At 41.8% G+C, this 19,072-nt stretch carries 16 protein-coding genes; 11 read left to right on the forward strand and 5 right to left on the reverse strand.

From position 1 onward, the window contains the following. Positions 1 to 13: 13 nt before the first annotated feature. From EW142_RS06055 to EW142_RS06090, 8 genes are all read left to right on the forward strand, one after another. Positions 14 to 1,891: an ABC-F family ATP-binding cassette domain-containing protein gene (locus EW142_RS06055; protein WP_130611097.1), complete on the forward strand. Its 1,878-nt coding sequence runs from the start codon at positions 14 to 16 to the stop codon at positions 1,889 to 1,891. 133 nt (positions 1,892 to 2,024) lie between these two features. After that, positions 2,025 to 2,390, forward strand: coding sequence for a hypothetical protein (locus EW142_RS06060; protein WP_130611100.1), 366 nt, complete (start codon positions 2,025 to 2,027; stop codon positions 2,388 to 2,390). Positions 2,391 to 2,592: 202 nt separating this feature from the next. Then, positions 2,593 to 3,153, forward strand: a complete 561-nt coding sequence (locus tag EW142_RS06065) for a cob(I)yrinic acid a,c-diamide adenosyltransferase (protein ID WP_130611103.1) — start codon at positions 2,593 to 2,595, stop codon at positions 3,151 to 3,153. A gap of 122 nt (positions 3,154 to 3,275) precedes the next feature. After that, positions 3,276 to 3,500 carry a DUF2795 domain-containing protein gene (locus EW142_RS06070; RefSeq protein WP_106145445.1) on the forward strand — a complete coding sequence of 75 codons (225 nt, stop codon included), beginning with the start codon at positions 3,276 to 3,278 and terminating at the stop codon, positions 3,498 to 3,500. Positions 3,501 to 3,633: 133 nt separating this feature from the next. Beyond that, positions 3,634 to 6,996 (forward strand): preprotein translocase subunit SecA, encoded by a 3,363-nt coding sequence (gene secA / locus EW142_RS06075; protein WP_130611106.1) that lies wholly within the window; start codon positions 3,634 to 3,636, stop codon positions 6,994 to 6,996. Between the two features lie 161 nt (positions 6,997 to 7,157). Further along, entirely contained in the window at positions 7,158 to 8,375 is a 1,218-nt protein-coding gene (locus EW142_RS06080) for a sensor histidine kinase (protein WP_130611109.1), read from the forward strand. A gap of 43 nt (positions 8,376 to 8,418) precedes the next feature. Further along, positions 8,419 to 10,932, forward strand: coding sequence for a M14 metallopeptidase family protein (locus EW142_RS06085; protein ID WP_130611112.1), 2,514 nt, complete (start codon positions 8,419 to 8,421; stop codon positions 10,930 to 10,932). Between the two features lie 7 nt (positions 10,933 to 10,939). Further along, complete coding sequence (locus EW142_RS06090) at positions 10,940 to 12,517, forward strand: amidohydrolase family protein (RefSeq protein ID WP_130611115.1); 1,578 nt, start codon at positions 10,940 to 10,942, stop codon at positions 12,515 to 12,517. Positions 12,518 to 12,679: 162 nt separating this feature from the next. On the opposite strand, the gene EW142_RS06095 is transcribed toward EW142_RS06090, so the two are convergent. Next, a complete protein-coding gene (locus tag EW142_RS06095; RefSeq protein WP_130611118.1) occupies positions 12,680 to 12,916 on the reverse strand; it encodes a hypothetical protein in 237 nt (78 codons plus the stop codon). A 182-nt stretch (positions 12,917 to 13,098) separates the two neighbouring features. Then, entirely contained in the window at positions 13,099 to 13,773 is a 675-nt protein-coding gene (locus EW142_RS06100) for a peptidoglycan DD-metalloendopeptidase family protein (protein WP_130611121.1), read from the reverse strand. An 83-nt stretch (positions 13,774 to 13,856) separates the two neighbouring features. On the opposite strand from EW142_RS06100, the gene msrA reads away from it, so the two are divergent. Together msrA and EW142_RS06110 are read left to right on the forward strand one after the other, a co-directional pair. Further along, entirely contained in the window at positions 13,857 to 14,540 is a 684-nt protein-coding gene (msrA, locus tag EW142_RS06105) for a peptide-methionine (S)-S-oxide reductase MsrA (RefSeq protein ID WP_130611124.1), read from the forward strand. Positions 14,541 to 14,580: 40 nt separating this feature from the next. Next, the gene (locus tag EW142_RS06110) at positions 14,581 to 15,309 is read left to right on the forward strand and encodes a CBM9 family sugar-binding protein (protein ID WP_130611127.1); all 729 of its coding nucleotides are present in this window, start codon (positions 14,581 to 14,583) and stop codon (positions 15,307 to 15,309) included. 2 nt (positions 15,310 to 15,311) lie between these two features. Here the strand turns inward: EW142_RS06110 and EW142_RS06115 are convergent, their stop codons facing one another. From EW142_RS06115 to EW142_RS06125, 3 genes are read right to left on the reverse strand one after another with little or no spacing between them, the layout of a single operon-like run. After that, positions 15,312 to 16,751 carry a hypothetical protein gene (locus EW142_RS06115; protein WP_130611130.1) on the reverse strand — a complete coding sequence of 480 codons (1,440 nt, stop codon included), beginning with the start codon at positions 16,749 to 16,751 and terminating at the stop codon, positions 15,312 to 15,314. Next, the gene (locus EW142_RS06120; protein ID WP_130611133.1) at positions 16,723 to 17,316 is read right to left on the reverse strand and encodes a hypothetical protein; all 594 of its coding nucleotides are present in this window, start codon (positions 17,314 to 17,316) and stop codon (positions 16,723 to 16,725) included. Before EW142_RS06120 ends, EW142_RS06115 begins: the two co-directional genes overlap by 29 nt. Beyond that, positions 17,300 to 17,842 carry an RNA polymerase sigma factor gene (locus EW142_RS06125; RefSeq protein WP_130612514.1) on the reverse strand — a complete coding sequence of 181 codons (543 nt, stop codon included), beginning with the start codon at positions 17,840 to 17,842 and terminating at the stop codon, positions 17,300 to 17,302. The genes EW142_RS06120 and EW142_RS06125 overlap by 17 nt, the downstream gene beginning before the upstream one ends. Before the next feature lie 173 nt (positions 17,843 to 18,015). On the opposite strand from EW142_RS06125, the gene meaB reads away from it, so the two are divergent. Then, entirely contained in the window at positions 18,016 to 19,062 is a 1,047-nt protein-coding gene (meaB, locus tag EW142_RS06130; protein WP_130611136.1) for a methylmalonyl Co-A mutase-associated GTPase MeaB, read from the forward strand. The last annotated feature ends 10 nt before the right edge of the window (positions 19,063 to 19,072 follow it).

Below are 19,072 nucleotides of genomic sequence, written 5' to 3' on the forward strand. Positions count from 1 at the left end.
AACCACATAGAAAATGAATCTACTTACCGCTGAAAACATATCCAAGTCGTACGGAGAACTAGTTCTCTTTTCCGATATTTCCTTTGGAATCAATAAAGGACAGAAAATAGCCCTGGTCGCCAAAAATGGTAGCGGAAAGACCTCGATTTTAAATATCATTTCCGGAAAGGATAATCCAGATACAGGCCAAATCACCACACGAAAGGGAATTCATATTTCATTTTTGGAACAAGAACCACATTTTAAGTCCGAAATAACAGTGGAAGAAGCTGTGTTCGAATCAGACAACACCATTCTGAAAACCATAGAAGCTTATGAAAAGGCGGTGGAACAGTCCGATGATACCGAGCAATATCAAAAGGCTTTCGAGGCTATGGAACGACTTAATGCTTGGGGTTTTGAAACCCAGTACAAGCAAATTCTCTTTAAACTTCAGTTGACTGATATGAAGGCCAAGGTCAGCTCACTTTCTGGAGGACAAAGAAAAAGATTGGCCCTTGCAAATGCACTTCTGAGCAAACCCGACTTATTGATTTTGGATGAACCTACCAACCATCTCGATTTGGAGATGATTGAATGGCTGGAGGCCTATTTCGCCAAGGAGAACCTTTCCTTGTTCATGGTTACCCATGATAGATACTTTTTGGAGCGTGTATGCAATGAGATCATCGAGCTCGAAAACAACCAACTTTATACCTACAAGGGCAATTACTCCTACTATTTACGGGAAAAGGAAGCAAGACAGGAGCGGGAAGCTGTGGAACAGCATAAAAACAAAATTCTTTTTAAGAAAGAATTGGATTGGATGCGCAGACAGCCCAAGGCAAGAACTACCAAATCAAAATCCAGGATTGATGATTTTCATGAAATAAAGCGCAGGGCCCATCAAAGAAGATTGGAACACGAAGTACAACTTGAGTTGAACATGGAGCGTTTGGGCAGCAAGATCCTTGAATTGCACCGGGTCTCAAAATCATTTGGGGACAAAACCATTCTCTCCAAATTCGATTATACCTTCACCAAAGGTGAACGATTGGGAATCATTGGTTCAAACGGTACCGGTAAATCCACTTTCTTGAATCTTCTCACTCAAAAAGAAAGTGTTGATGGCGGTAAGATCGTAAAGGGCGAAACCATCAAATTTGGATACTACACCCAAAAAGGGATAAGGGTTAAAGAAGGGCAAAAAGTCATTGATGTCATTCGAGAGTTTGGCGATTACATTCCTTTAAAAAAAGGAAAACAGATTTCCGCACAACAGCTTCTGGAGCGCTTTCTGTTCGATAGAAAAAAGCAGTACGATTTTGTGGAGAAATTAAGTGGTGGTGAACGCAAACGGCTTTACCTCTGTACCGTTCTCATTCAAAATCCCAATTTTCTGATTTTGGATGAACCGACAAACGATTTGGATATCGTGACCTTAAATGTGTTAGAAAATTTCCTGTTGGATTTCCCAGGGTGTCTGCTCGTAGTATCCCATGACCGCTACTTTATGGATAAAATCGTGGACCACCTATTTGTATTCAAGGGTGACGGGGTTGTTGAAGATTTTCCAGGGAACTACTCCGATTACCGTGCTTATGAAGGCAGTAGAATTCTTGAAGAGCGTGAAAACAAAAATCAAAGCCCGGATAAAGAGGACAAAAAAGACTGGAAACAACGAGATACTTCTAAAAAACTGTCGTATAAAGAACAAAAGGAGTATCAAAACCTCGAAAAGGAAATTCAAAAGTTGGAGGGGCAAAAAGAGCAACTCCAAAATCGATTTACCGAGGATAATTTAACCGGCGAAGAAATCAATACCCTTTCCATTCAGTTAAAAGAGCTTTCAGATACAATTGAGGCAAAGACCGACCGCTGGTTTGAACTTTCCGCCATACTTGAAAGTTGATATGTTTCGATTGGTTTCCTATTTGAAATTTTTACTGAAATCCACCAACGAACATGGTATCCACTCCCCTTTTGTGTTTAATCTAGTGACAAAATGCCTGTATGCAAAACCACGAAAGGCAAAACGAAAATCTTTGGATGTTCTCCTCAAAAGTTTGGCATACTTTAAGGTCAGGAGCTTGGAAATTTTAGGCAACTCCGAAATAAAGGCAGAGATGAAAAAAAGGTATCCTGAGCCATCCTTTTCCAAGGATCTTAAAGATTTGATCTATTTTGATAGCGTGCCAAATGAATCGTTTACCGAACTGCTCGATTATATTCAAATCCACAACGATACGGTAATTCTGTTCAACAGGATTCATTCCAGCTCCAGTGAATTCGAAAAGTGGTCAAGATTTGTGGAAGACGAAAAAATAACGGTGAGCATCGACCTCTTTCATTGCGGCATGGTCTTCATTCGAAGAGAACAAGCAAAGCAACATTTCTACATTAGAATTTAAAAAAGTAACTTTAAATACCAATTGTTAAACTATGGATTATACCGTCTATATTATTCTAGGAGCCTTGGCAATTGTTTATTTTGTTGTTTTTTTCAAGAATAAGCGAGGAAGAAAACGAAGAAGATCTCGAAAATTTATGGAGGGCAAGCGCAGACATGAAAAATAGCATCCAGCCCTTAACCACAGACTCCTAACTAGTATTATGAAAATTTATACCAAGACCGGTGACAAAGGTACCACTGCACTTTTTACAGGAGCAAGGGTCCCAAAGCACCATATTCGCATTGAAAGTTATGGTACCATTGACGAGTTGAACTCTGTTTTGGGCCTGGTTCGGGACCAAGAAATCGATGGGCATTCAAAAGGGATTTTGGCCCTTGTTCAAAACAAGTTGTTCACGGTGGGCGCCATTTTGGCTACGGAGCCGAAAAAGGACAATAGACTCAAAATACCTCGAATCAACATTGAGGATATTGAACTTTTGGAAAATGAAATAGACCAAATGAACGAGGAATTGCCTCCCATGACACATTTTATCCTTCCCGGTGGGCATACAACAGTGTCATACTGTCATATGGCCCGAACCACCTGCCGAAGAGCTGAGCGCATGATATCCTATCTCCATGAAAAAGAACCTGTCCCAGAGAATGTAATAGCCTATATCAACCGTCTTTCTGATTACCTTTTCGTGTTGGCACGAAAGTTGTCAAAGCAATTAAACGCTCAAGAAGTGAAATGGATTCCCGAAAAACTGGACAAATAAATTCGTTTTTTTGACGTTTCAGTTTTAAAGAGTTGAAAATTATTTTTAAATAATTGGGATTTTTCTTGACTAATTGAGTTTAAAAATTATTTTTGCAAAAATTTTAAAATCAAACCGTTACTATGTACTGGACATTAGAACTAGCCTCATATTTAAGTGACGCGCCTTGGCCAGCCACCAAGGACGAACTTATCGATTACGCGATTAGGACAGGTGCTCCCCTCGAGGTGGTTGAAAACCTTCAATCCATGGAAGAAGAAGGTGGAGAAGTATATGAGTCTATTGAAGAAATTTGGCCAGATTATCCTACAGAGGAAGATTACCTCTGGAACGAGGACGAGTATTGATTTCACATGGCACAAACCTTTCCTAAAAGTCTCTTCTGAGGCTTTTTTTTATGTAATTTTGACAGCCTGGCGAGGGCTTTTCCCCTTCTTTTGACAATGGAACAGCTTTTGCAAACCAAAAGAAAAACAATTCATGAGCTTTATTAATTCCGTACTAAAGGTTTTTGTAGGAGATAAATCGGAGAAAGATGTAAGGGCCCTACAACCTTTGGTCAATGAAATAAAATCCTTCGAACAACAGCTCGAAGGACTGTCTTTGGATGAACTAAGACAAAAAACAACTGCGTTTAAATTCAAAATTAACGAGGAGCGCAAAGAAATTGACGATAAAATAAATACCCTTACCGAAGAGGTCCATAATTCCTCAGATATAGATCGAAATGAGGAAATCTACTCCGAAATCGATAAGCTTAACGAGGAAGCCTATAAAATCGAAGAAATGACGTTGGAAGCCATTCTTCCAGAAGCTTTTGCCGTTGTAAAAGAAACCGCCAAAAGGTTTGCCCAAAACGAAACCCTTAGCGTAACCGCCACAGAATTTGACCGATTTCTTTCGGGATCCAAGGACTATGTCACTTTGGATGGTGACAAGGCCATTTGGAAAAATGCTTGGGATGCAGCAGGCAAGGAAGTGACTTGGGACATGATTCACTACGATGTGCAATTGATTGGTGGAGTCGCTTTACATCAAGGAAAAATTGCGGAAATGCAAACCGGGGAAGGTAAAACCCTTGTTGCTACCTTACCCCTATACCTTAACGCTTTACCAGGAAAAGGCTCCCACTTGGTTACCGTAAATGACTATTTGGCCAAAAGGGACAGTACTTGGATGGCACCCCTATTTGAGTTCCACGGCCTTTCTGTGGATTGTATAGACAAACACCAGCCCAATTCCGAAGGTAGAAGAGCTGCCTACAATGCAGATATTACCTATGGTACCAACAATGAATTTGGTTTTGATTATCTGCGTGACAATATGGCCCACGCTCCCAATGACTTGGTCCAACGGCCCCATCACTACGCTATTGTGGATGAGGTCGATTCTGTTCTTATCGACGATGCGCGAACACCATTGATTATCTCTGGACCTGTTCCTGAAGGAGATCGTCATGAATTCAATGAATTAAAACCAAAAGTGTCCGATATTGTGCAAAAGCAGAGACAATATCTAACCGGGGTACTTGCCGAGGCCAAAAAATTGATTGCGGAAGGCGACGCCAAAGAAGGTGGTTTCCAACTGCTACGTGTCCACCGTGGACTGCCAAAAAATAAAGCACTTATTAAGTTTTTGAGCGAAGAAGGCGTCAAACAGCTGCTTCAAAAAACAGAAAACTTCTACATGCAGGACAACAACCGCGAAATGCCCAAAGTGGATGCAGAGTTGTTGTTTGTAATCGATGAAAAAAACAATCAAATAGAGCTGACCGATAAGGGAGTGGACTACCTTTCTGGGGAACAAGACCGGGATTTCTTCGTGATGCCCGACATCGGTGCGGAAATTGCAAAAATTGAAGGGCAAGAACTCGAGATTGAAAAAGAAGCTGAGCTGAAAGAGGATCTGTTCAAGGATTTTGCCGTTAAAAGCGAACGTATCCATACCATGACCCAGCTTTTAAAAGCCTACACCCTATTTGAAAAGGATGTAGAATATGTGGTGATGGAAAATAAGGTCATGATCGTGGATGAGCAAACAGGCCGTATCATGGATGGAAGAAGATATTCCGATGGTTTGCACCAAGCTATTGAGGCCAAGGAAAATGTGAAGATTGAGGCCATGACCCAAACTTTTGCCACCATTACCTTGCAGAATTACTTCCGGATGTACAAAAAGCTGGCTGGTATGACCGGTACAGCGGTAACCGAAGCTGGAGAATTCTGGGAAATCTACAAGTTGGACGTGATGGAAATTCCAACCAACCGACCAATTGCCAGAGATGATCGCAATGATTTGATCTATAAGACCAAGCGCGAGAAGTACAACGCAATAATCGAGGAGGTCACCGACCTATCCAAAGCAGGAAGACCTGTGCTTATCGGTACCACCTCTGTTGAGATTTCAGAACTGCTATCCAAACTATTGAGTGTTCGGAAGATTCCTCACAATGTTTTGAATGCCAAACTGCATAAAAAAGAGGCAGATATTGTCGCAGAAGCTGGAAATCCTGGCATTGTCACCATAGCCACAAACATGGCCGGGCGTGGAACCGATATCAAATTGATAGATCAAGTAAAAGATGCCGGTGGATTGGCCATTGTGGGAACAGAACGACACGATTCAAGGCGTGTGGACCGTCAGTTAAGAGGGCGATCAGGGCGTCAGGGTGATCCTGGAAGTTCCCAATTCTATGTTTCCCTGGAAGACAACCTCATGCGTTTATTCGGATCTGACCGTGTGGCCAAAATGATGGACCGTATGGGCTTGGAAGATGGAGAGGTCATCCAACACTCCATGATGACCAAATCCATAGAACGAGCGCAGAAGAAAGTAGAAGAGAACAACTTTGGTATTCGTAAACGTCTGTTGGAATATGATGATGTAATGAATGCCCAGCGTGAAGTGGTATATAAAAGAAGAAGGCACGCTCTTCAGGGCGAACGCTTAAAAGTGGATATCGCCAACATGATCTACGACACCTGCGAGGTCATTGCCGATACCAATAAAATGGCTGATGATTATAAGAATTTTGAATTCGAACTCATCAAATACTTCTCTATCACTTCACCGATAAATGAAGAGGAATTCAAGCGATTGAGCTTTCAAGAAATTGCCAATCAGGTATACCAGGCCGCTTACAATTTTTATCAAGAAAAAATGCAGCGAAGTGCTGATGTGGCCTTTCGGGTGATAAAGCAGGTGTACGAGGACCAAACCAATAAGTTTGAGCGTATTGTGGTGCCCTTCACCGACGGCATCAAAACACTAAATGTGGTCACCAATCTTGAATCAGCTTATCAAAGTGGGGGAACGCAGTTGATCACCGATTTTGAGAAAAACATTAGCCTTGCCATTATTGATGATTCTTGGAAAACCCATCTTCGCAAAATGGATGAACTAAAGCAGTCGGTTCAGCTTGCGGTTCATGAACAAAAGGATCCTTTGTTGATATATAAGTTTGAGGCTTTTGAGCTTTTCAAAGAGATGATCGATAAGGTAAACAAGGAAGTGATTTCATTCTTGTTCAAAGGGGAATTGCCCTCGGAGAACACAAACCAAATACAGGAAGCCGGGACAGTTCATAGGCCGAAGGAAAAATTGCAGACCTCGAAAGAGGAAATCCCAAATAGTGATGAGTTGGCGGCTCAAAACAGGGCAGCAGGACAAACCTCTAGAAGCAGACCCCAAATTACGGAGACCATTGTTCGAGAAAAACCGAAAATTGGAAGAAATGAAAGGGTCACTATAAAGAACATCATGTCTGGGGAAAGTAAGACTTTAAAATACAAGCAAGCTGAACCTTTGATTGACAAAGGGGAATGGGTACTGCTTGAAGATTAGCATTTCAAACGGTTAAGAAAAACGGTGGCTCTTAAGAGCCACCGTTTTTGATTATACATAAAACATATTTAGATTTATAGCCGAAACACCCTATAAAACCATACTTTTGCTGCCGAAGTTCAAGGCGCAAGGTCATAGAATCAAGACAACCAGGCAGATTGATGAATATTCCAAATAAGGATAAATACCGCTTACAAGATAAAATGCAGCTGGTTCTGAAGGTGAACTACAGCTCCGCCTTCTTTTCGGTACTTTTTGGTTTGGTTTGTATGTTCCTTTTGGACATTCAAGGTGTTATCCCTTATGTTTTTTTTGCCTTTGCCGCCCTAAATCTTCTCAACACTCTTTTGTACAAAACGCATAAGGTACTCACCACGACCTACAACGTGACTTCCATTTTGGCGATGATCGGGGCCATATTGATTACTCTTTTTAGTGGTGGGATTCAAAGTCCATTCATTTTTGTATTGGCCATTGTTGTTTTTGCAGGATATGTTACAACCAAGATTTACGGGCGAATTTATCTCGTTGTGAATTTAATCGTAGTTGCCCTCATATTTCTCTATGATCTGAGCGATTTCAAAATATCTGAAAATACGGTACCGCTTGAATCCCGAAATTGGTTTGCCTTTTTAAGTGTGATTTTTGCTGTTTATTTATTGGGAGGCGTATTTGGTAAAAACCTACTCAGGGCACATCACAAACTTTATAAATCCAGAAGGGAGGTACAGCAACGTATTGAGGAGAAAGAGACCCTTTTGAAAGAGGTGCATCACCGGGTAAAAAACAACTTGCAAACCGTTTCCAGCTTGTTGAGCCTGCAATCCCGCGCGGTGGCAGATGATAAGATCAGTAGCATCATAAAAAGCAGTCAAAACCGTGTGGTTTCCATGGCCATGGTTCACGAAATGTTGTACAAACGGGACGATTACCTTTCAAAAATTGAATTCAAGCCCTATGTAAAGGAACTTTCGGAGTATTTGGTCCGCTCGGTAAAGGGAAATTCAAATGATGTAAGTGTCAATCTCGATATGGCCGACACCAAGTTAAGCATCGATACCGTTATCCCACTGGGATTGATCATTAATGAGACTATTACCAACGCCCTTAAGTATGGAATTAAGGAAGACCAACCGGGAGAGCTTTTCATCTCATTAAAAAAAATATCGGACAACAGATTTGAGATGTTGATAGGAGATGATGGCATTGGTTATCCAGAAGAAATCGGGCCGAAAACTTCAAAGTCACTGGGCCTTAAACTCATCTATAACCTTGCACGACAGTTGCGCGGAACCATATCGCGAGATTCTAGCAAGAAAGGCACCCATTACCGAATGGAATTTGAGGAAATCATAGAGGATTTCACAGCTATCGAATAAAAGCTTTTGCTATCTTTAGAAGATTAACCAATCTTTCTAGAGAATGCTAAAAAAATTACTCTTGGGAGTGCTGTTCCTAAGCACTTCGATCTCCGCTCAGGATTACTTCTTCAAAAAATTTCACCCCTTTGATTCCAACATTCCTTCCCCTGAAGAATTTCTTGGATATGGCATAGGTGAAAGACACACCCGACATGATCTGATTGTCAATTATCTAACAAAACTCGGGGAGCTTTCCGATAGAGCATCCATCTACGAATATGGCCGCACCCATGAAGGTAGAAAGCTTGTCATTTTAACGGTGACCTCACCCCAAAATCTACAAAATCTGGAGAACTTAAAAAATCAACACTTAGAATATGTGGACCCTACCAAAAACCCGACAGCATACGATGAACTGCCTTCGTTTATCAACTTAGGGTACAATGTCCACGGAAATGAACCTTCCAGTTCTGAAGCGGCACTGCTCACAGCCTATACTTTGACGGCTTCCAAGAATCCTGAAATACTACGCTATTTGAAAGATGGCGTGATTTTTATTGACCCCACCATCAATCCCGATGGCCGGGACAGACATACCCAATGGGCCAATATGTATCAAGGAAATCCGTTGGTCGGAGATCCACAAGATGCCGAACACAACGAGTACTGGCCCAGGGGAAGAACAAATCACTATTGGTTCGATTTAAACCGGGATTGGCTCTTGGGCATCCACCCTGAAAGCCGCGGAAAACTTACCTGGTACCATCAATGGTACCCCAATGTGGTTACCGATTTTCATGAAATGGGCACGCAAAGCACCTATTTTTTTGAGCCTATGAAAGACAATGGATCACTTGACCCCATAATGCCAAAGGAAAATTATGAGGATTTGAACAATCTCTTCGGAGATTATTTCTCAAAAGCTTTGGATAGTATTGGTTCCTTTTACTTTACCAAAGAGGTGTTCGATGGTACCTACCCGGGTTATGGTTCTTCCTATCCAGATCTTCAAGGAGGCCTTGGATTGCTTTTTGAACAGGCCAGTTCTCGGGGGCATAAACAAACCACTCCTTTTGGAGAAATCACGTTTCCCTTCACCATAAGAAATCAATATTTAAGCAGCATTACTACGGTCAAGGCTGCTGTGGAAAACAAAGGAATGTTGCGAAAGTATCAGCAAGACTTCTTCAAAAGTGCGTTGAGCAACGCATCAAAAAGTCGCATTCGCGGATATACGTTTAAGGATGATCATGATGCCACTAGAGTCAAGGCGTTTGTAGATAAATTGTTACTGCACAAAATTGATGTGTACAAAAACAACAATGCGTTTGTTGTGCCTACACGTCAACCCCAATATCGTATGGTTCAAACCATGTTTGAAACCTATGAAAGGTATAGGGACAGTGTTTACTATGATGCATCTGCATGGTCTGTGGCCAATTTCTACAATATCAAATACAGCCCAGTGACGGCAGTGAATCTAGGCGAAAAAATCACCAGTTTAGATGGCCTTATAGTTTCGGGGCCAGTACAAAAGTCTAACTATGCCTATATTTTGGACTACGACGATTACAATGCAGTAGCTGCCTTGAATCATTTACAATCCAAAGGATTGGTAGTTTCGTCCTCCTTCAAACCCTTCCTTCTGAAAACATCCGTTGGAGAGAAACAATTCAATTATGGAGCAGTGATTGTTCCCGTAAGTCTGCAAAAAAAAGAGGGTGACGCCATATTTCAAATTGTACAGGAAACCCAAGCGAAATTCAAAGTCCCTTTTTATGCCGTTTCTTCCGGATATAGTGTAAAGGGAATTGATCTGGGCAGCCGATATGTTCGACCTGTAACAAAGCCTAAGGCGGCCATGATCATTGGCAATGGCGTTCGCTCCTACGAAGCTGGTGAGGTATGGCATTTGTTGGATACTCGGGTACACATGCCCATCACTAAAATTCCTGTTCGCAATTTTGGAAGAGCAGATTTGGACAAGTACAATACCTTGGTCATGGTTTCCGGGTCGTATAGCTTTTCTGAAAAAGTACAGAACAAGATCAAAGCTTGGGTAGAAAAAGGAAATACATTGGTGACCATAGGCACAGCCACTAAATGGGCAATTGACAAAAAATTGGTCAAGGAAAAGCTAACCGATGCCGAAAAGGATTCCACAGAAAATGTGAATCGTAGACCGTACGTGGGTGCTCCAGAAGATTTAGGAAAGGAAAGTGTGGGCGGAGCAATTTTTAAGGTGGATTTGGATGTTACCCATCCCCTGGCCTTTGGATATCACGATGCTTCAATTCCTGTTTACAAAAACAACTCGGTCTGGTTAGCACCCAGTAAAAATGCCTATGCCACCGTGGCCAAATATGCTTCAGACCCCCATATTGATGGTTTTATTACAAAGAAGAACATGGAGGAAAACTTAAAACCATCTGCCTCTTTGGTAGTAAGCAAATTAGGAGGTGGTCGCGTGATATTGTTTGCGGATAATCCCAATTTTAGAGGATCTTGGTACGGTACCAATCGCTTATTTCTAAATGCCCTGTTCTTGGGTGATAAAATCCGAATTCCAGAATAAAACAATTATGAAAAGATTTCTCTCCTTTCTTATTCTTTTGCAATGCACGCTGACCTTTGCTCAAAACGACCTAAGCGAAGGGCCATTTCCTCAACTGATCATTCGTGGGGTTACCCTTATCAACGGCAATGGTGCTCCCCCAAGGGGTCCCGTGGATATTGTTGTCGAAAACAACAAAATTGTGGATATCAAAGTCGTTGGATACCCAGGAGTAAAGATCGACCCTGCCAAGCGTCCCCAACTCAAAGCAGACGGGAAAGAACTGGACTGCACAGGGATGTATTTGTTGCCCGGTTTTGTTGATATGCACGGACACATTGGTGGTGTATCCCAAGGAGCAGATTACGATTATGTTTTTAAACTGTGGATGGCCCATGGAATCACCACGGTACGCGAACCGAGTGGTCGCAGTATTGATTGGACTCTTGATTTGAAACGGAAAAGCTCCAAAAACGAAATTGTAGCCCCAAGAATATTTGCCTACACCGGATTCGGGCAAAAAACGAAAGATTTTAATCCTTTAAACGATATCCCCATCAGTACCCCGGAGCAAGCTCGCAAATGGGTACGGGCCAATGCGGAAAGAGGGGCCGATGGCATAAAATTTTTTGGTGCACCACCAGAGATTATGGCGGCGGCCTTGGATGAAAATAAAAAACTGGGCCTCCGATCAGCTTGTCACCATGCCCAAATGGATGTGGCCCGATGGAATGTACTGCATTCCGCAAGGGCGGGATTGACCAGTATGGAACATTGGTATGGCCTTCCTGAAGCTCTATTTGACGACAGAACCGTTCAAGACTATCCGCTGGATTACAATTACCAGAACGAACAACACCGGTTTGAGGAAGCCGGTAAATTGTGGGTACAGGCTGCAAAACCCTATTCCGACCATTGGAACAAGGTTATGGATGAATTGATCAGTCTTGACTTTACCCTTGATCCCACCTTCAATATTTATGAAGCCAGTCGCGATCTCCATAGGGCAAGAAGGGCCGAATGGCATGAAGACTATACCTTACCCTCACTTTGGGATTTTTATCAGCCCAGTAAAATTTCACATGGGTCATATTGGCACGATTGGGGAACCGAGCAAGAAGTAGCGTGGCGAAAGAACTATCAGCTTTGGATGACCTTCGTCAATGAATACAAGAACCGGGGGGGAAGAGTGACCACAGGCTCAGATTCTGGCTTTATTTTCCAGCTTTACGGCTTTGCCTATGTCCGGGAGATGGAATTGTTGCGTGAAGCAGGCTTTCATCCTTTGGAAATTATTCGTTCTGCAACCCTCAACGGTGCCGAAGCCCTGGGAATGGCGAATCAAATTGGAACTGTTGAAATTGGTAAGCTGGCCGACTTTGTAGTAATTGACGAAAATCCACTTAAAAATCTTAAGGTTTTATATGGAACTGGTGCCATACGTCTTACCGACGATAATGAAGTGGTACGTGTGGGTGGTGTGAAATACACCATTAAAGATGGAATCGTTTACGATGCCAAAGCCCTACTAAATGATGTAAAATCGATGGTGTTGAAAGAAAAGGAAAAACTCAACTACCAAATTACACAGCCCGGCAACAAATAATTAGCTTTTGTACGGGAACTTAGTTGGATTGAAGGTTTCAGAAGAACGTACCTTCTTGGTCTGAAATCTAGTTTGGTTTTTGGTTGGGTTATATTTAGAAAAGCCCAAAAAAAGTAAAATGCTCGTAAAAAGAAGGATAAAGTATATCATAGTATTTGTTGATTAAGCAAGCTTGGAACGATTTCTTTTGGTTCTGAAAGCCAATTCCTTTTTGATTCTGGAATTTTTGAACTTGTAAAGTCTAGCAACCTCTTTGTCCATTTTGAAAGTTTCCTTTACCTCAATGTCCAAAGTAACCTCCATACTAATGGTTTCTACCTTGATTTCTTCGGCAGGGTTTTGTGCCATTGCGAAAGTTCCGAAGAAAACTACTGCGATAAGGGTTAAAATTGCTTTCATGACTTGGGTTCTTTTTACATGATAAAATTACCTTCGCATGAAGCCTGAGGCGGATTTAACTCGCCTAAAATCACTTTTTTATCGGTGTTGGAATTTTTTTAGGTTGAAGTGTATTTTATCTCCGATAAACGATTTCGGGGTCAAAATCAAGCTGCCGATCAGAGGTGCATTTCATCGATCATTCAAGAAATAACCTTTAATAAAAGATTGGGGTTTGGGCAGTTCTTTTTGAAGAAATCCAAATCATTTTGGGAACAAACCCCGGGATAATCCCCATAATGATCTTCAATATCCAATACAATTTGAAAATGTAGATGAGGGGCATAGTTCACGTTGATGTCTGGTGTGCCCAAAGTGCCCAATACCGTACCCTTTTCAAATTGCCTGCCCTCCTGCAAGTCTTTCAAAGATTCTATGGACAAATGGCCATAAAGCGTGTAAAAAGACTTAGCCTGCCATTTATGTTTCAAAATAATGGTTGGCCCGTAATTGCCAAAATCGCTGTTGTTGGCAAAACTATGAACTTGCCCATCGATGGGGACAACCACTTTTGTACCAGCTTTGCACCAGAAATCCATGCCCAAGTGAATATCGCGCTCCCCTTTGGCCCTAAACCGCGCCGCTTTGGCATAAAGCCCTCTCTTCTCAAGATACCCGCCATAGGCTACCTGTTTGTTATTCCCCAGTACTTTTTCCACGTAAGCTTGGCATTCATCAGGAGATGTTAAATCAATATGGTCCAAATCGTCATTGGTCACCGACAAATCAATTGTGATGTAGTCGGAAAGTGGAATTTCAGAATCAAGAACTTTAATAGCCCCCTCATTATAGTGTCTTAAATACTTCTCGAAATTCATGATCGGTCCATTCTGATTAACAATTTTTAACAAGCCCTACCGTAATAGTTGGTAACTTAGGCCTACTAAGGAAAAAAACCAAAATGAATATATTAAGAATTCCCAGTATTGCCCTTCTATTTTTTGTTTCTCTGAGTTGTCAACCTAAGAATACCACAAGCAAATCCGATTTAGCTGAAGAAAAAAGTATTGAGAAAGTCGCTTTTACCGCGACCCAGCTACAAGAATACGAAACAGCATACTTCGCCAGCGGTTGTTTTTGGTGCGTAGAGGCCATTTTTGAGAGTGTAAAGGGGGTGAAAGAAGTATATTCTGGATATTCCGGAGGAAAGGAAGAAAATCCCACCTATGAAGAGGTAGCCTATGGGCGAACCGGGCATGCCGAAGCCATTGAAGTATATTATAATCCAGAGGTAATTACCTTCACCCAGCTGGTACAGGTATTCTTCGGTTCGCATGACCCCACATCCCTCAATCGTCAAGGACCTGATCGTGGGGCCCAATATCGTTCCGTAGCTTTTTATAAAAATGAAAAGGAACAAAAAATCATCACGGATTATGTTGAACTATTGGAATCAAAAAATCTTTATGATCGTCCAATTGTGACTCAAATCGCAGAATTCGAAAAATTCTATAAGGCCGAGGAATATCACCAAGATTATGAACGTCGGAATCCGAATAACTCATACATCCGCAATGTTTCCATCCCCCGGTTAAATCGTTTCAAAGCAAACTTTCAATCCTATTTGAAAGAAGATTCCCACTAACGGGATACAGCCTGTTTTTTAAAATACCTATCTTAGAGCCATGCGAACATCTGTTTACATGGCTCTTTTGCTCTTGGTTTTGAGTTGCAAATCAGCCCAAAAAGAAGACCATCAAGTAATTGAAGTCAACAAAGCCCCAAAAAGTCCTTTAATTGATGGTACTGCCATGGACGCCTGTTGGGGAAATAGCGAATGGCTTGCCTTGGATCAACTGTGGCTAGGAGAAGCCTATAGCACCAGTGATTTTAATGGAAGGTACAAATTGAGCTGGGATGAAGAGGCGCTCTATCTTTTGGTGGAGGTAACCGACGACGTTCTTTTCGATCAATACGATGACCCCCTGAAACTTTGGTGGGATGACGATTGTGTTGAAGTTTTCATAGATGAAGACAATTCTGGAGGTCAACACCAGTTTTCGCATAACGCCTTTGCTTATCACATCGCAATGGACGGAAATGTGGTGGATTTGGCCCCAGATGAACAACCTCGATTGTACAATGACCATATTACTTCAAAAAAAGTCACAGAGGGAAATGTCTCTACTTGGGAAATAGCCATAAAACTCTTTTCCGATGATTTTGTGGATGGTGAAAAGAATTCTCCGGAAAAACTATCCAATAACAAAAAAGTGGGGTTCGCCTTGGCCTATTGTGATAATGATGGAAGTAAGGAGAGGGAAAATTTTATAGGCTCTGTTTTCGTGCCGGGGGAAGATAAGAATCAGGGATGGATCAATGCGGATATCTTTGGGACCTTAGTGCTCAAGTAGTTCTATTCCTTTAATACCACTTCGCTATATTTCGAGTTGATATTGATGGTCTTTCCTTTCATATTCTTGATATGATACCCGTTGTAAATGTTGGATTCCCGGTTCTTGGAGGAGCCAACGGACAAAATTTCAGGATAGCTAAAATCTGAAATGGTTTCATTTACATAGATGGTAAAAGGAACCGTGGGCAAAACAAAATCCAGTTCGCCATTCTCAATGGAGATATCAATATTGGTAAAATCATCACCAACGGAGTTGATCTGTAATTCCCCAAAATTATTGGTGACCAAGGCTTTATTCACCAATTTACCTATCACTACATTGGACGATACCGAATTTAACCGAAGCTCTTTCACTTCTTTCAGTCTCACCCTGTCGGAATAATCTGTTTTTAGTTTTCCATAGTTCCAACGTTGTACCTCAACCGGAGAATAGGAAGCGCTAATACTGGTGCTCTGGCCATCTATGGTTGAGGCAAGCAAGCTTGCGTAGGACAAGCTTGCGTTGATATTCTTTACATTGGCGGCCAATTTTACTTCGCCATGCCTCACATTCATCTTCAGTTTTACGGACTTTGGCATCTTTATTTTGATGCGTTTTTTGACCTTGTACCTTTTGCCTTCCCCATCTGAAGAGAAGTAAAACACATTGGGTTCGTCATCATCACCTACATGGATACGAAACCCCCTACTCGACCTGTACCGCTCTTTTATCTTTTCCCTTTTTGCTCTTTGTTCCTCCCGTTGTTCCCTAGCTTTCTCACGCAACTCCTCGCGCTGTTCTTGCAGCTCTCTTCGTTTCTCACGAAGCTCTTCCCTACGTTCTTCATGAACCTTCGCTTTTTCCTCAATCCTTTTGCTCCACTCCTTGAACCGATCTTGATATTCATCATCAAAATTCTTATCAAATTCCTTCTTCCATTCCTTCAAGTATTTGTCACCATCCTTTTTATAGGCATCATAATCAAATTCAATATGTGGAATAGGAGGCATCGGAGGTAAATCGGGCAGTACAATAACCTCGGGCAATTCTGGAATGTTCAAACTCTCAAACAAGGGTTCAACAAATGTTATATCAGGAGTGACAAAATCAAAATCGTAATCGAAATCCCCACTGGTCACAAAATTGAAGCTTCTATTTGGGGTACTCACCTCTATTTCCTTGCTATTTCCAATTATTTTCACGGCTTCATCCTCAAAAAAACGCTCTGCCTCCTCCTTGGTGGCTTCCTCTAGTTCGACCACTGCAGTAATCTCCACTTGATCTTTATCCCAAGTCTCAAATTCGATATCTGCATGGTTTGTGTTGATATTGAGGACAGCATCGCTTGCCACATTAAAGGTTTCCTTATAGGTCTTTGACGTAGTTTCCTGCCCCATAACCGGCAATGCGAAAAGCACAAGCAGCCCTAGATTAAATAATACTCGCTGATTTCTGTTCATTTTTTGATGATTTTAATTGATTCAACTTTGTTTTTAATTTTTGCAATAATTGCAGTCTCAACTGTAAATTGCCGATAAGAGCGCTTATGGTATTGTCATTGGGGCCCAATTCATTGAGCTCTGTATTCAAGCGCCTGTATTCTTCATCCAATTCGGCAAGACGTTCCATATAGCCATCCACCAATACTTTGTCCTTCTGATTGAATTCCAATCCAGATAGCTCAAAATTGATGTTGGCCACATAATAATCTTCAATCCTTTTAAATTCGGGTGATAGGTCGCCCAGAGAAATCGTCTTTATATTTTGATCTGTGTTTCCATTATCCACCACTTTGGGCACAACCGTTTCATCGGGCTGCAATTGAAATGGATAGAAGTATATCCCTAAGCCCAAAACCACTGCAATCGAAGCAGCAATGGACCAACGAAAGAAATTGTTCCTTTTTTCCTTTTTTGGTAGCCCTTCCTCTAGTTTGGACATGAAGCGTTTTTCATGTCCCTTTTTCATGACGTACTTCTTTTCTTCTCGCTCTTTGGCGAACAATTCTCTAAGATCTTGTGCCATATGCTTTGCCTTTTAGCATTTCCCGCAATCTCGATTTACCTCTCAGTAATCGGGTACGGCTTGCTGTTTCTGATATTTTCAATATTTCTGAAATTTCACTGTGGTCATAGCCCTCAACCAAAAAAAGCTGTACCACAAACCTGTATTTGTCCGGTAATTGTTCGATTGCATTTTTTACCTCATCAATGGATATGCCCGTATCAAAGCTCCAATCCTCATCTTCAGCCACGCGCATATATCCTTCATTTAATTCCACCGTGCGCTGTTGTTTTGATTTTAAAAAATCAATACTACCATTAACAACAATGCGTTTCAACCAAGCTCCGAACGTCACATCGCCCCTAAACTGGTCAATGCGTTGAAAAGCTTTTATAAAAGACTCTTGAAGCACATCCTCAGCGTCATCAACATCCTTTAAAAATCGCATCGCCACACAGAACATCCCATCGCAATACTGCTCATAGAGCTGCAACTGCGCTTTCCGGTCATTTGCCTTGCACTGTTCTACCAGTTCAATTTGAAACATGGTCAGTTGTAATCGTGTTTTAGAGTTGTTTAAGATAAGGACGATGGAAAAACCACCGCGTTGCAAAAACCTTCATTATTTGATTCTTTTTTAACAGAAAGACTCAATTTAGGTTAGCGGGCATCTCTTCTGAAAACTTTTTACCTTCGTAGCAAACCTGATGATTCCCATTTGTGGCAAACCAAAAGAAAACCCGAAACCAAAACATATCCAAAATACGAAAGTTACGGAAGGAGGAGGTTTCCGTTGACAGCTTGATTGAAGGAATACGACAATCGGATAAAGCCTCCTTGGCCCGGGCTATCACCTTGGTGGAAAGTTCCAATCCCGAACATCTTGAACAGGCAGAGCAATTGATTGTGAAATCCCTTGCCTTGAACTCCAACAGCATTCGAATTGGCATCACAGGAGTTCCTGGTGTGGGCAAAAGTTCCTTTATAGAGGTTTTTGGCAAAACCTTGACCCTATCGGGCAAAAAAGTGGCCGTTTTGGCGGTAGACCCTACCAGTGCGTTGAGCAAAGGGAGCATTCTCGGCGACAAAACACGCATGGAAGAACTTTCGAAAGATCCCCTTGCATTCATACGCCCCTCACCCTCGGGAGAATCGCTTGGCGGGGTCGCCCGGAAAACCCGCGAAAGCATAATTCTTTGTGAAGCAGCTGGGTATGATGTTATTCTGGTTGAAACCGTAGGGGTTGGTCAAAGTGAAATTGCTGTGCACAGTATGGTCGATTTCTTTTTGCTTTTGAAGTTGTCAGGAGCTGGGGATGAGCTTCAAGGCATTAAAAGGGGAATCATGGAAATGGCCGACGGGATTGCTATAAATAAAGCCGATGGAAACAATGTGGAACGTGCAAAGCTGGCCCAAGCTGAGTTTGCAAGGGCCTTACACCTATATCCTCCGAAGGAAAATGGTTGGGTTCCCAAAGTATTCTGCTGTTCGGCCGTTGAAAACACCGGTATTAATACATTGTGGGAGTTAATACAAGATTTCACAAAGACCATGAAAACCAATGGGCATTTTGAGCGGAATCGAAAATTGCAGAACAAAAACTGGTTTCTGCAGACCGTTGACGAACAAATAAAAGTCTATTTCCATTCCAAAAAATCTTTCGTTGAGGCCCAAGAGGAAATGCTCAAAGCGATTGAGGAAAACAAAATATCCCCTTATCATGCCGCTCGTAAACTGCTGGATGGGCTCAAGGAACAACTTAAATAAAAGCCCTAAA

This window comes from Flagellimonas allohymeniacidonis (genome assembly GCF_004296335.1).
In the GTDB taxonomy this organism is placed as follows: Bacteria; Bacteroidota; Bacteroidia; order Flavobacteriales; family Flavobacteriaceae; genus Flagellimonas; species Flagellimonas allohymeniacidonis.